The sequence below is a fragment of the Sphaerochaeta sp. UBA5836 genome (assembly GCF_002432845.1).
GTDB lineage: Bacteria > Spirochaetota > Spirochaetia > Sphaerochaetales > Sphaerochaetaceae > Sphaerochaeta.
In genome coordinates, this window is the sequence record NZ_DJGW01000039.1 from 1,109 (window position 1) to 14,011 (window position 12,903).

Consider the following 12,903-nt stretch of genomic DNA (forward strand, 5'->3'; position numbering starts at 1 on the left):
ATGCCCAGGGCGGCGGCTCCCGTCATCATGTTTGCAATGGCCAGATACCCTTGGCTTCTCAGCCAGCAATCCAGCCTGCCCTCTGCCTTGAGGAAGTCGTAATAGGGTCGGTAGTCGTCGATGAAGACTTGCAAGGGATCGGGAAACCGCTTGCCGCGGCTGTGTACCAAATCGCCGTCAGGATTGGCGAAAGGCGATGTGCGGACCAGCACAGCAACGGTCATTGCACTGGTTCTGACCGACTCCTGGTCGAAGCAGGCATGAAACAGGGCTTCTTTCGCCTCTGGTCCTTTCACAACATGAAACGACCACAGCTCAAGGCCGAATGAAGTGGGGGTAAGCCTGCCGTATTCCAAGATCTTCTGGATTTCACTGTCGTCGAGCATCCGCTTTCGGTCGTACAGCTTGCAGGCAAATCGATGCTGCATGGCATGGAGAAATTCCATTGTTACACCTCCAACGCAACCTTCAGGGCAACTTCAATCATCGGATACAGGCCTTTGATTCGCATCTCAGGACCGAAGCCCTCACCGGTGACACAGCTGTCGGTCATGGTGAGAATCGAGAGGGCCCGCCTCTGCGTCCATGCCGCTGTTGCATACAGGGCATAGGTTTCCATATCCTGGGCAAGAGCACCCATACGGGCCCATGCCTTCCAACTCTCCTGTCCCAATGCATTATAGGAGGAGAACAGGTCGCTGGAGAGCACCATGCCGGCATGGCAGGGGAAACCGAGCAGGTGCGCCTGTTCAACAGCCCTAAACAGTAATGCACTGTCACAACAGGGACTGAGCGTGCCTTTGAGGTTGTACTGATGAGCCCAGGCAGAATCGGTACTCGCCGTCATGGCACAGACCAGATCACCAACCCCGAGTTGCTTCTGTAGACCTCCACAGGTACCGATGCGGATGATCGCCTTCACATCATAGGTTGTAAAAAGTTCATAGCTGTAAATCCCGATCGAAGGTCCGCCCATGCCGGTTGCCATCACCGAGATTCTCTGTCCCTTGAACAAACCGGTATAGCCCAATACATTGCGAACGTCGGTGACAAGGCTGGCTTCCTGCAAGAACTGCTCGGCTACCAGCTTGGCACGAATCGGATCGCCGGGAGCAAGAACGACAGGGGCTATGTCGGCTTTGTCTGCGCGATTATGCGGTGTCATCAGCTTGCCCCCTTCTCATACGCCTTTCCGGCTGCACTCGGTGCGTAGTTCTTGCCGCTGAAGAGAACGAGTGCTGCAAGGGTTACCACATAGGGAAGGATATTGAATACCTCGGTGGGAAGAACCCTGAGGGCGGGAATATTGTTGGCGATGATGGCAAACGCTTGGGCGGTGCCGAACAAGAATGCAGCTCCGGTGACTCCCAGCGGTTTCCACCGTCCGAAGGAAACTGCGGCAAGGGCAATGAAGCCGCGGCCGTTGATGGTATTGGAGGTGTACTGGATGGTCTGGGTGAGCACCACGCATCCACCTGCAAGACCTGCCAGGACTCCACTGGCCACAACAGCGAAGTACCGCATCTTCTTCACATTGATGCCTACGCTCTCAGCAGCTCCCGGATGCTCCCCGCAGGCTCTGAGGTGTACACCGAAGGGAATCTTGTAGAGGATGAACCAGGACAGGACTACTACCGCGATGGCGATATACGCCGTAGGATAGATCCCCAAGGCATCGGTTTGCATCCCCATGCGGAACTCACGGGTGCGGTCGGCATTGAAGAGGATCTGGCTGGCAAAGATGGTCACCCCGTTTGCCAGCAGGTTGATGCCCGTCCCGCTGATGGTCTGGTCGGCATTCAGGTTGATGGCAGCCAGTGCATGCACCAGCGAGAAGAGGCCGCCGAAGACGAACCCCAACGTCAAAGCCAGGAAGAGGGAGAGGGTGTGGTTCATACCCGAACCCTCCATCAACACATGGGCTGCTGCTGCCGTGCAGGCGCCAATGGCCATCAGGCCTTCGAGAGCGATATTTACAACACCGGATTTTTCACAAATCATACCACCGATTGCGGTGATGAGAATCGGAGCTACAATCATCAGGACTGAAGGAAGCATTCCCCATATCATACTCATTTGACTCCTACCTCCTTCTGCAGCTGTTTCTTGTCCAAGTACTCCTGATAGAGCTTGAGTGCCGAACGAAGGGCGATGAAAATGACTATGAGACCTTGGATGATGAAGGTGATTTCCTTGGGTATCTGCTTGCTCTGCATCAAAGCCTGTGCATTCTTGAGCAGTCCGAAGAGCAAGCCGGCCAGCGTCGTGCCCAGTGCCGTACAGTTGCCTACCAGAGCGACGGCTATACCGTCGAATCCATAGTTGTCCATCCCTGAAAGCACCCGCCCGTACTTGAAGGATCCAAGGGCGACGATACCGCCGGCAAGTCCTGCGAACGCACCGCTGATGGCCATGGATATCGAGATGGATTTGATTACGGGAATACCGCTGGCCCTTGCGGCATCCTTGTTGAAGCCGGTGGCCCTCATGCCGTACCCGAGACTGGTCTTCTCCATGATGAACCAATAGACCAATACTGAGCCGGCCATCATGAAAATGCCGTTGTTCAACAGTGAGTTGTTGGTGATTTTCTGAAAGAATGCATTGCCGATCAAGGCAGTCTCGGGAAAGTTCGCCGTCTTGTAGGTGGTGGCTCCAGGCAGTTGCAGACAGATGATCCGGCTCAGGTACAGGGCAACATAGTTGAGCATGATGGTGGAGACCACCTCGCTCACCTCGTACTTTGCCTTCAGAAGGCCTACCATGCCGCCCCACAGTGAACCGATGACAATTGCCCCGAGCATGGCGAGCATCCAATGCAGTACGGGAATCCGGGGTCCAAGCAGTGCAATCGCCTGGGCCATGGTCATGCCCATGATGTACTGGCCTTCACCACCGATGTTGAACAGCCCGACGCGCTTGGCAAACCCCATGGAAAGTCCGCAGAGAATGAAGGGAACCGAGTAGTTGAGCGTCTCGGCGATGTACCGGACATTCATCCGTCCGTTGTCGATATTGTACCCGCTCAGCGCTTGGAAAAGCGCCTTGTACATGTTCAAGGGGTTCTTTCCCACCAGGGCGACCAATACGGTGCCTACGAGAAAACCCAACACGACAACCAGAACCGAGACGGCCCCATCCGATTGGATGAGCTTTTGACGAGACGGTTTCATCAAAGCGCCTCCTTCTTCGACCCGGCCATCATCAAGCCGATGTCATATTCGGTGACCTCGTTCTGTTTGTTTACTGCCACAATACGCCCTTTGCTGATGGTTGCAATGCGGTCGCAAAGATTCATGATCTCATCAAGCTCGAAGGAGACCAGCAGGATGGCCCTGCCCTTCTCTCGCTCGGCGATGATCCGCTTTCGGATGTACTCAATCGCTCCGACGTCCAATCCCCGGGTGGGCTGTGCCACCACCAGGACCTTCGGGGAGAGGGAAATCTCCCTGGCAACGACGACCTTTTGCTGGTTTCCCCCTGACAGGCTTCCCGCAGTGGTCTTCGCTCCCTCGGCGCTGCGGATGTCGAATTGCTTGATGAGGTTCTCAGCCTCCTGGTTCATTGCTTCATAATCGAGGATGCCCATCCGTTTTCGGTACGCATCCCGGTAGTAGTTCTTGAGGGCGGTGTTCTCGGCTATGGTGAACTCACCAACCACTCCATACTTTTTTCGATCTTCGGGGATATACCCAAGCCCCTCTTCGATCCTCTGGCGGATGGAGAGGTTCTCAATGGGTTTGCCGTCAAGCAACACCGAACCGGCGGCAATCGGCAACAAACCGGTGATGGCACCCAGAAGCTCGCTTTGACCATTGCCGTCGACACCGGCAATTCCGACGATTTCACCCTCGTGGACATCGAGGCTTACATCCTTGACCCGCATCGTGCCGTTTTGATCGGCGACCTGAAGGTTTTTCAGGCTCAACATCACCCTGCCCGGCTGCTGCTCGGGTTTCTCAATCTCGAATTTCACCGCTCGGCCTACCATCATTTCTGCAAGATCCTGCTCACTGACATCCTTTACCTCGACCGTCCCGATACACCGGCCGCGTCGAAGGACGGTGCAACGGTCTGCGACTTCCTTTATCTCCTTAAGCTTGTGGGTTATCAATACTATGGTTTTTCCTTCCGAACGAAGTTTCTTGAGAATGTCCATCAACTCATCGATTTCCTGCGGAGTCAAGACGGCGGTAGGCTCATCGAAAATAATGATATTCGCATTGCGATAGAGTGTTTTGAGAATTTCCACACGCTGTTGCTGCCCGACGGTGATGTCCTCGACCAATGAGTCCGGATCGACTTTCAGGGCGTACTGGCTGCTCAGTCGGGCGACATGCTCGCGGGCGCTTTTCATATCGAGCAACCTGCCTTTCGTCGGCTCCATACCCAAGACGATATTCTCGGTTACGGTATAGTTCTGCACCAGTTTGAAGTGCTGATGGACCATTCCGATCCCCAGAGCGGTAGCCACATTGGGGTTCTTGATCTCAACAGGCCTGCCATCGAGCAGGATCAAGCCGCTGTCTGCACTGTATGATCCAAACAGGATGGACATCAAGGTCGATTTTCCAGCCCCGTTTTCACCAAGCAATGCATGAATTTCCTGATGTCTTACCTGCAGTTTCACCTTATCGTTTGCCACCACACCGGGAAATGTTTTGGTGATATTCATCATTTCTATTGCGTATTCACTCACCATCGGCTCCTCATTCCAAAGCTCTTTCTCTGACCACTACACCGAATGACCAGGGAGAGAGCCGGCAGTCTCCTGCCGGCAGTGGATTGCTCAGTCGTCGAGAGCTGCGAGCCCTGCGGGGGCAGCACCTGCTGCGAGGGCCTCACGATACGTCTTGTAGAGTTTGATCCTGCCGCTGATGATATCAGCCTTTGCTGCATCAACCTGCTTGATCACGTTTGCACTGAGTTCGGGATTTGCCGTTGAGTAGCCTACACCATCGTCGGCCATGCCCATCTGGACCACCCCGCCGGTGAAAGATCCATCTGCAACAGCCTTGAGGACCATCAAAGAAGAGTTTTCCACCCTCTTGATCATGGACGTCAGGACGGCGCTCTTTGTTCCGGCGTAGATGCCATCGGCATATTGGTCGCTGTCTACACCGATCGCCCAGACGTTCTTGCCCTGCATACGATATTCCTTTGCCTGTGCAATGGTGCCGTTTCCGGTTCCACCGGCTGCGCTGAAGATGCAGTAGACACCCATATCGTACCAGTTCTTCGCCTGTGCTTTCGCAAGTTCGGGCTTGCCCCAGTCGTTGGCATAGTAGTCAAATATCTGAGCATTGGGGAATACCGAACGAATGCCCTGGACGTAGCCCATCTCGAACTTGGTGATGGTTGCTCCGGGAACTCCGCCGATGAATCCGAACTTCGGGTTCTGGATTCCATCTTCCTTGGCCTGCAGCGCAGCTGCCAACCCTACGAGGTAGGAGCCCTGCTCCTCCGAGTAGATGAACTCCAAGACATTCGGCAGTCCCACCCAGTCCACGTCTACGATGGTGTACTTCTGATCCGGATACTGGGGAGCTACTTCGCTCAGGGCGTCAGCCCAGGTGAAACCGGTGACCATGATCAGGTCATACCCTTCATCGGAGGCCTGTCTGAGGTTCGGGATGTACATGTCCTGAGTCTGTGCAGTCACTACATCATAGAGCTTGCCGCGGTTGGCAGCATTCTCCACGGTATCGCCATAGTATTGGACGATGCCTCTCCACGCAGCTGCGTTGAAGGACTTGTCATCGATTCCTGTTGCGTCCGTGAGCAGGCGAATGGTCGGCCTGCTGTCGGCAGCCTCAACTTCCTTGCCGCCTTGGGCGAAGAGCGTGGTTGCCATAACCAATACGATTACCAGCAAAGTTACTTTTTTCATGGATTACCCTCCTTATGGTTGGTCCGTGATACATGTAATTGGTATTCTACCACAACAAAAAGTATTGTGAATGAAGAGTTTTTGCCCTATTGGGAAAGAATATGGCATTCTATGGCCTTTGCTGCACCATCCTCGTTGTTTGATGCGGTAGTGGTGTGGGCATGCGCCTTGACCTCGTCGCTTGCATTATCCATGGCAACGGCAAGACCTGCAATGCCGAACATCGGCACATCATTGAGGCCGTCCCCGATGACCATGAGATCTTGCTCTGTATGACCCAAGAGGGAGAGCAGCGTAACTAGGCTCGATGCTTTCTGCACTCCTTGTGCCGTAATCTCCATGAAGAAGGGATCGCTGAACCCCAGGTCAGCATGGTCGCCGACCAATCCCGTCAACGCTTCTTTGGCTGCAAGCAGTCTTGCCGGCTCTCCCACGATCATGACCTTGGGCATCGGATGCCGGACTTCTGCAATGAGATCGTCGACCTTCCTGATGGGAATGGCGTTATTATAGGCTTCCAAGCCCACATACGGGTCGTCGGGCATCTCGGTTATGACTCCTTGCTCATCATAGCTGAGTGCGGCAAGTCGGTGCTCCTTGGCGTAGGTGAAACAAGTATGGATGGTGTTCAAATCCACGGTTCTCTCCCGGATCACCTCGAGATTGCGCGTGGATACCAGCTGTCCTCCATTGTAGGCGAGAATGGTTGCATCCTCACCCAGCAGGCCAAGCCTCCGGGCGACAGGAACAATACCCAACACAGGTCGTCCGCTGGCAAGAACGATGTGAACGCCCTTGTCGTGAGCACGTTGCACCGCTTCTTTCGTACGCACCGTAATCTCTTTGGTGCTGGTGGTGAGAGTACCGTCCAAATCCAAGGCCAAGGTGGTGTACATCGAGTGCTCCTATAAAATTGAAAACTCCTTATTTCCATTACGAAACAAGGAGTTATCATGAATTCCCTACTCGGGCAGAGAGGATTTGAACCTCCGACCCCTTGGTCCCGAACCAAGTGCGCTAGCCCCTGCGCTACTACCCGTCAGCTTCACAGCCGGAGTTCAATATACCTATTGGCCCTTTGAATGTCAATACGAAACAAAAACAGGCGTTTTTGCTTTTATACAGCAATTCATTGACAGTAGCTAGGTGAAATGCTATTTTTCATAAGACTGTCCGCTCATGCGGAAAATGCTCCACAGAAAGAGGTTTATCATGTCTGCAAACGACGACACAAATGGAAAGAAGCCCGAGGGTGAGGCAAAAGAGCTCACCATCGGTAAAGCAAAAAAGAACACAGTAGTTGTTGAGGGCAAAAAAGAAGCCGCACTCAAACCAAAACGCAAGATCACCATCGGCTGGGTTCTGGGTATGCTAATCCTGATTCTCATCGCCATCTCCTTTGTGTTGGCTCCCGCAATTCAAGCCTTTGTCGGTAAAAGTACGAGTGATGGCATCGTTTTCGGCAAGTACGGCAAGCAGGAGATCAAGTACGCCTACGGCAACTACTTCTATGACCAGGTCCAGAACTATGCCGATCAGTATAAATCAAGCGGAATGGACCAGACCCAGGCTCTCTACCAGATTTGGAAAAGTGCCTACGACAGCACGGTGATCTTCACCGCAATCAACGAATTGGCCACCAAGGCTGGCATCATTGCCGCCGATGAAGTAGTCAATAGGGCAATCATCAACAGCGGAGCCTACAACAAGGACGGCAAGTTTGATGTGGCCACCTATCAGAATGCCAGTGCCGAGACCAAGGCAAGCGTAGAGAAATCCATCCGCCGTTCGCTTCCCTACCAGATTGTAGTCGACGATGTAGGAACCGTTCTTTCCTCCAGCGCCGAGGCTGAATATATTGCAGCGATGGCCAGTAAGGGAAGAACTTTCCGGTATCTTGTAGTTAACCAGAACCAGTATCCAAATGAATTGGCCTCCCAGTACGCCCTGCAGAACAAGCAGCTCTTCTACACCATGGATCTGAGCATCATCTCCGTAGAGACAGCAGAGCAGGCCAAGAATTTGTATGAATCCATCACCAGCGGACAGACCACGTTCGAGGCAGCAGCAGTTGCAAACAGCCTGGACGGTTATGCAGCCGCGGAGGGAAGGGTTGGTCAACTGTACTACTACGGTATTCTCTCCAATTTCAAGAACGCCGAGGAGGCTTTGGCCCTGCTCAGTGCCAAGGAGGGAGACGTTCTTGGCCCGTTCGAGGCAAACGGTTCGTTCTCGCTGTACAAGATCAACAGTGCTCCAGTGGAAAGCGACTATGCCAGCGATTCTACGCTTGCTTCGGTGAAGGCATACCTTGCAGTCAACGACTCCGCTTTGATCGACACCTATCTCTCAGACCTTGCAAAGGACTGGGCCGAGAAAGCCAAGGCTGAAGGCCTTGATGAGCTGGCCCTTCAGAATAATCTGGAAGTTGTTGAAGTAGGTTCGACTCCCTACAACGCAGGCAAGAGCAGCTACATGAGTGACTTCACCTATACCGACCCCGCAGGTCTGCTTCGCAGTGCCGCCACCGGCGATGTCGCCAAAGAGCTCTATACCGCCCAGCCCAACACCATCTTGGACCCTATCAAGGTCGGCTCTTCCTACCTGCTGCTCGAAGTTGGGGAGGATACCCAGGATGAAGGAATGGCCAGCTACCTCTCGATGTTCTATGACTATTACAGCGGAAGTCAGAACCAGCAGGATTTCTCTCAGGCCTTGTATACCTCCGATGCCTTCGAGGATAACTTTTTGACAACCTTCCTGACTGTGGTGCTTGGCCAGTAACAGAAAGAGCATTCATGCGTCAATTGTGATAGCCGGCATTCGTGCCGGCTTTTTCATATGGAATTGCAGGCTGTTCCATGCTAGGCTACAGGCTGTATGAAACCAACAACCGGCAGGATTCTCAAAACAGTACTCATCTCCTTGGCAGTCTTGCTCATAGCAACAGGAATTGCCACCTATCTGGTCATTGACGCTCTGACCAACACCAGAATATATCAGGACTTTGACCAGCATACCGAACTCTTTGTTGTGCCGGAGCACCCGTTCAATCTTGACCAAGCCATCCAAGAGCAAAAAGCCTTCACCATGCCCTATACAAATGAATCCTTCTCCATACTCTGGGGAACCGACTTCCACCTGCGAAGGGGTCCTTTCTCAAATCGAAAAAAAATATATGGTTTACTTGAAAAAGCGTTCGAGGAGACAAATCCCGACCTGACGGTCATAAGTGGAGACCTCCTCTTCAGCTTCGACAGCTTGAAAATGCTTACCGAATTCGCCGATTTCATGCAACAGCACAACCGATTTTGGGCACTGAGTTTCGGCAACCACGACGGCCAGTACGCCCATGACAAACCCACCTTGGCTAATTTGCTGGATGCCTACCCTACCGCCATCTTCTCCCAGGGTGAGAGTTGGGTTGCCGGCAACAGCAATTATCCTATAGTCCTTACCAAGGACGGGCAACCAATGCAAGCGATCATGTTGCTCGACTCCCATGACAGCCGAATCTATGAAGGGGGCGTCATCGCCCCCGACTACATCTATCCCTCCCAGATTGCCTGGTATCGCTGGGTGGAGGATGGATTGAGGCAAGTGCCTCTGTATACCTTCATCCACATTCCTTTACCGGAATTCAGGCTTCTTTGGGAGAGCGGAGATGCTATCGGAGTCAAGCTGGATAAGACAATCAATGCGCCATTGGAAAATACCGGTCTGTTTGCTGCAATGCAGGAGAAAATGAACACGGTGGCTGTGTTCAGCGGCCATAACCACCTCAACGATTTCTTCGGCAGCTGGGAAGGCATCGACCTTCACTACGGAAGAAGCGCCAGCTACGGATCTTACGGCTCCAGGTTTCACAGCAAAGGGCTCAAGACCATCACCTTGTTCGCTGATGGCCGTCCCTACGAGATCGCCACCTATACAGTTGATGATTGGAATTTGTAGAATCAAGGGATAAGGAGGAGAAGGTATGCAGACTGAAATCACCCAGGCACAGGATTTGCTCGATGCAAAGGGCCGCATCATCCAGGAAGGATGGGCCCGCCATCCCTACTGGAACTATGAACGTAGCAAGATAAAAGGTGGTGCACTCAAGATCAAGGAGTGGGACTACTATGCAATAATCAACCAACAACAAGGGTATGCAGTAACAGCTACAATCAGCGACTTGGGGTATGCAGCACTCTTTGCCCTCAGCTATGTCGACTTCAATACCGCCAAAGTCAGCCAGGCCGATGCACTGACATTTTTCCCCCGCGGATCCATCGGTCTTGCACCGTCCTCCACCGAGGACAGCCAAGTCTCATGGGCCAACAAGAAACTTCGCATCGCTTTCATCAAGCGGGGCCTGCAGCGCCACATCATGGTCGCCTGCCCCACCCTTGTACTGCCCGATGGAACGGTGGGATTGGACTATGACATCACCCTCACCCAGGCAGAGTCATCAGAGAGCCTCAATATCGCCACCAGCTGGAAGCAACAGCGCAAGGCCTTTTATCTCAACGAAAAAGTCAACTGCCTGAAAGCAACCGGCACGATTCGCAGGGGCATGGAAACAGAGAATCTCTTGCTCGGGGAGGCTTGGGGTGTACTGGATTGGGGAAGAGGCAGGTGGACATACCAGAATACGTGGTATTGGGCCAGCGCCTCGGGTTTGCTTGAGAACGTACCCTTTGGGCTGAACCTCGGCTATGGTTTTTCCGATCGAACGCCGGCAAGCGAGAATGCCATCTTCTACAACAATTGCATCCATAAACTTGGCGAGGTCAGTTTTCATTTCGATCAAGAGGACATGCTTGCACCATGGACCATGCAAGATGAGCAAGGACGGCTCGACTTGGTATTTGAAGCATGCGTCGACCGCTCATCGAACACAAATTTTCTCATCATCAAGAGCGACCAACATCAGGTATTCGGATATTTCAGCGGAACCTGCACCTTGGACGATGGCACAAAACTGCAGATCGACAGGCTGCTGGGCTTTGCAGAACAGGTCTATAATCGTTGGTAGGCGAATTTGGGTTTTTGGGATGTTTCTGTCTTGCAACAACTTGTTCATTTGTATAGACTGGTATGGCTTATTATGTTCATCTCGGCTCACAACCGATAATCCAACCACATATGATTCAGGAGATCCATGTCAGAGTTAACAAGCTTTGCGGACCTAGGGCTGTCCGCACAAACCATTGCCGCCATTGAAGCGAAAGGCTTCGAAGAACCTACCAAGATTCAGAGCGCATGCATACCCCTGCTCCTTAAGGACCAGGTCGACGTTATTGGCCAGGCACAGACCGGAACCGGAAAAACTGCCGCTTTCGGGCTTCCCATTCTCGAAATTGTAGACCCTTCAATGTATCAGGTCCAAGCACTCATTCTCGCACCCACACGCGAGCTTGCTGTACAAAACGCAGAAGAGATCAACTCCCTGAAGGGAGACCGACGATTGGAAATCGCCGCTGTGTACGGCGGAGCTTCCATGGAACTGCAATTGCGCAAGCTGAAAAGAGGCGTTCATGTTGTAGTCGGAACCCCCGGTCGTATTCTCGACCATCTCCGACGTGGTTCGCTGCATCTTGAGCACCTCAAATTCGTGGTGCTTGATGAAGCGGACGAAATGCTCGACATGGGCTTCATCGATGATATCGAGGAAGTACTGAAGCAGACTCCAGCTGAAAAGCGCATGCTTTGTTTTTCCGCCACCATGCCGCTGCCGATCCAGAGGCTCGCCGAGCGTTTCATGCATGAGCCGCACTTGGTCAAGATTCAGCAGGACACGATGACCAGCAATCTCACCGACCAAATTTATGTCGAAGTGAAAGAGTCTGACAAGTTGGAAGCACTCACCCGCATCATCGATATGGAAGAGAATTTTTATGGAATCATTTTCTGCCGGACGAAGATCCAATGTGATGAGATCGGCAGGAAGTTGATCGACCGCGGCTACGATGCTGAACCTTTGCATGGCGATCTTTCCCAGAAGCAGAGAGAGTTGATACTCCACAAAATGAGAGAGAGAAGCATCAGCATCCTTGTTGCCACCGACGTGGCTGCACGTGGTATTGATATTTCCGATCTCACCCATGTCATCAACTTCTCCCTGCCCGAAGATCCGGATGCATACATCCACCGTGTAGGAAGAACCGGGCGTGCGGGAAAGACCGGTGTTGCGATCACCTTTGTTGCTCCCCGTGAGTTCAAGCGTTTCTCCTTCATCAAGAAAGTCTCCAAGACCGATATCAGGCGCGAGTCTGTCCCGGAAGCAAGCGAGATCATCAGGATCAAGCGTGCAAGAATTCTCAGCCGGCTTTCAGCGCTCTCGGATGAGGATGCGCAAAGCAGTCATTTCCTCCCGATCGCCGAACAGCTGCTCGACGGCAAAAAGCCTGAAATCGTAGTGGCAGCCCTTCTGGACCACTTCTACAAAGATCAGCTCGATGTTTCCAAGTACCAACACATCAGTGGCAGTCGGGATGATCGAAGTGGTGACCGACCTGTACGCGAGGAGGAAAGCGGGTTCACCCGCCTGTTCATCGCTCGAGGCAGGAAAGACGGACTTGACAAGCGGATGCTGGTCGATTACCTCATCGAACAGGTGGGAGCAGAGGACAGGGACATCCAGGATGTTTCCGTTCGCGACGAGTTCTCGTTTGTCAGCGCCCCGCTTCAGGTTGCTGAGCGCATCCTGAAGACGTTCGGTGACCAAGGGCCGGAAGGCAAGCCGATCATCACCCGTGCAAAGCCCGACAATCCCAATGGCAAAAACCTCAGCGGCCGAACCCGTGACGATCGACGGCCATCCTATGGCGAACGCAAATATAGAAGCGACCGTGACGACTACCAGCCTTACGGGAGGGATTCCTATGGCGGTGAAGACCGGTATGAGAGTCGGCCGACTTTCTCGGATGACCGATCTCCCAGGGTCCATGGAAAGTACAACACGTCCAAGGCCAAGAAAGGATCCTTCGCCAAAAAAGGCCCGGGCTCCAGACGAAGATATAACGACT

General features: G+C 53.1%; 11 protein-coding genes and 1 tRNA gene. 4 read left to right on the forward strand and 8 right to left on the reverse strand.

All coding sequences use genetic code 11. The features are described from left to right. The 8 genes from B3F49_RS03075 to B3F49_RS03110 all read right to left on the reverse strand — a co-directional run. A partial coding sequence (locus B3F49_RS03075) for a nitroreductase family protein (protein ID WP_293908923.1) occupies positions 1-446 on the reverse strand: 446 nt, incomplete at its 3' end. Between the two features lie 2 nt (positions 447-448). Then, entirely contained in the window at positions 449-1,165 is a 717-nt protein-coding gene (gene deoD / locus B3F49_RS03080) for a purine-nucleoside phosphorylase (protein WP_293893151.1), read from the reverse strand. Next, positions 1,165-2,076, reverse strand: coding sequence for an ABC transporter permease (locus B3F49_RS03085; protein WP_293893148.1), 912 nt, complete (start codon positions 2,074-2,076; stop codon positions 1,165-1,167). The genes deoD and B3F49_RS03085 overlap by 1 nt, the downstream gene beginning before the upstream one ends. After that, positions 2,073-3,173: an ABC transporter permease gene (locus B3F49_RS03090; RefSeq protein ID WP_293893146.1), complete on the reverse strand. Its 1,101-nt coding sequence runs from the start codon at positions 3,171-3,173 to the stop codon at positions 2,073-2,075. Before B3F49_RS03090 ends, B3F49_RS03085 begins: the two co-directional genes overlap by 4 nt. Continuing rightward, positions 3,173-4,702, reverse strand: a complete 1,530-nt coding sequence (locus B3F49_RS03095; protein ID WP_293908924.1) for an ABC transporter ATP-binding protein — start codon at positions 4,700-4,702, stop codon at positions 3,173-3,175. Before B3F49_RS03095 ends, B3F49_RS03090 begins: the two co-directional genes overlap by 1 nt. 87 nt (positions 4,703-4,789) lie before the next feature. Further along, entirely contained in the window at positions 4,790-5,890 is a 1,101-nt protein-coding gene (locus B3F49_RS03100; RefSeq protein ID WP_293908925.1) for a BMP family lipoprotein, read from the reverse strand. Between the two features lie 86 nt (positions 5,891-5,976). After that, entirely contained in the window at positions 5,977-6,786 is an 810-nt protein-coding gene (locus B3F49_RS03105; protein ID WP_293908926.1) for a Cof-type HAD-IIB family hydrolase, read from the reverse strand. Between the two features lie 70 nt (positions 6,787-6,856). Next, a tRNA-Pro gene (locus B3F49_RS03110) sits at positions 6,857-6,929 on the reverse strand. A 173-nt stretch (positions 6,930-7,102) separates the two neighbouring features. Between B3F49_RS03110 and B3F49_RS03115 the strand changes: the two genes are divergently transcribed. From B3F49_RS03115 to B3F49_RS03130, 4 genes are all read left to right on the forward strand, one after another. Beyond that, positions 7,103-8,674: a SurA N-terminal domain-containing protein gene (locus B3F49_RS03115; RefSeq protein ID WP_293893136.1), complete on the forward strand. Its 1,572-nt coding sequence runs from the start codon at positions 7,103-7,105 to the stop codon at positions 8,672-8,674. A 96-nt stretch (positions 8,675-8,770) separates the two neighbouring features. Further along, a complete protein-coding gene (locus B3F49_RS03120) occupies positions 8,771-9,844 on the forward strand; it encodes a metallophosphoesterase (RefSeq protein WP_293908927.1) in 1,074 nt (357 codons plus the stop codon). A 25-nt stretch (positions 9,845-9,869) separates the two neighbouring features. Next, complete coding sequence (locus B3F49_RS03125) at positions 9,870-10,910, forward strand: DUF2804 domain-containing protein (RefSeq protein WP_293893130.1); 1,041 nt, start codon at positions 9,870-9,872, stop codon at positions 10,908-10,910. Between the two features lie 126 nt (positions 10,911-11,036). Continuing rightward, positions 11,037-12,903: DEAD/DEAH box helicase (locus B3F49_RS03130; protein ID WP_293908928.1), on the forward strand; the 1,867-nt coding region annotated here is incomplete at its 3' end.

Excerpts from the sequence above, each read along its gene's own strand:
- deoD (WP_293893151.1), bottom strand. The coding sequence starts at position 1,165 with ATGACACCGCATAATCGCGCAGACAAAGCCGACATAGCCCCTGTCGTT.
- B3F49_RS03085 (WP_293893148.1), bottom strand. The coding sequence starts at position 2,076 with ATGAGTATGATATGGGGAATGCTTCCTTCAGTCCTGATGATTGTAGCT.
- B3F49_RS03090 (WP_293893146.1), bottom strand. The coding sequence starts at position 3,173 with ATGAAACCGTCTCGTCAAAAGCTCATCCAATCGGATGGGGCCGTCTCG.
- B3F49_RS03095 (WP_293908924.1), bottom strand. The coding sequence starts at position 4,702 with ATGGTGAGTGAATACGCAATAGAAATGATGAATATCACCAAAACATTT.
- B3F49_RS03100 (WP_293908925.1), bottom strand. The coding sequence starts at position 5,890 with ATGAAAAAAGTAACTTTGCTGGTAATCGTATTGGTTATGGCAACCACG.
- B3F49_RS03105 (WP_293908926.1), bottom strand. The coding sequence starts at position 6,786 with ATGTACACCACCTTGGCCTTGGATTTGGACGGTACTCTCACCACCAGC.
- B3F49_RS03115 (WP_293893136.1), top strand. The coding sequence starts at position 7,103 with ATGTCTGCAAACGACGACACAAATGGAAAGAAGCCCGAGGGTGAGGCA.
- B3F49_RS03120 (WP_293908927.1), top strand. The coding sequence starts at position 8,771 with ATGAAACCAACAACCGGCAGGATTCTCAAAACAGTACTCATCTCCTTG.
- B3F49_RS03125 (WP_293893130.1), top strand. The coding sequence starts at position 9,870 with ATGCAGACTGAAATCACCCAGGCACAGGATTTGCTCGATGCAAAGGGC.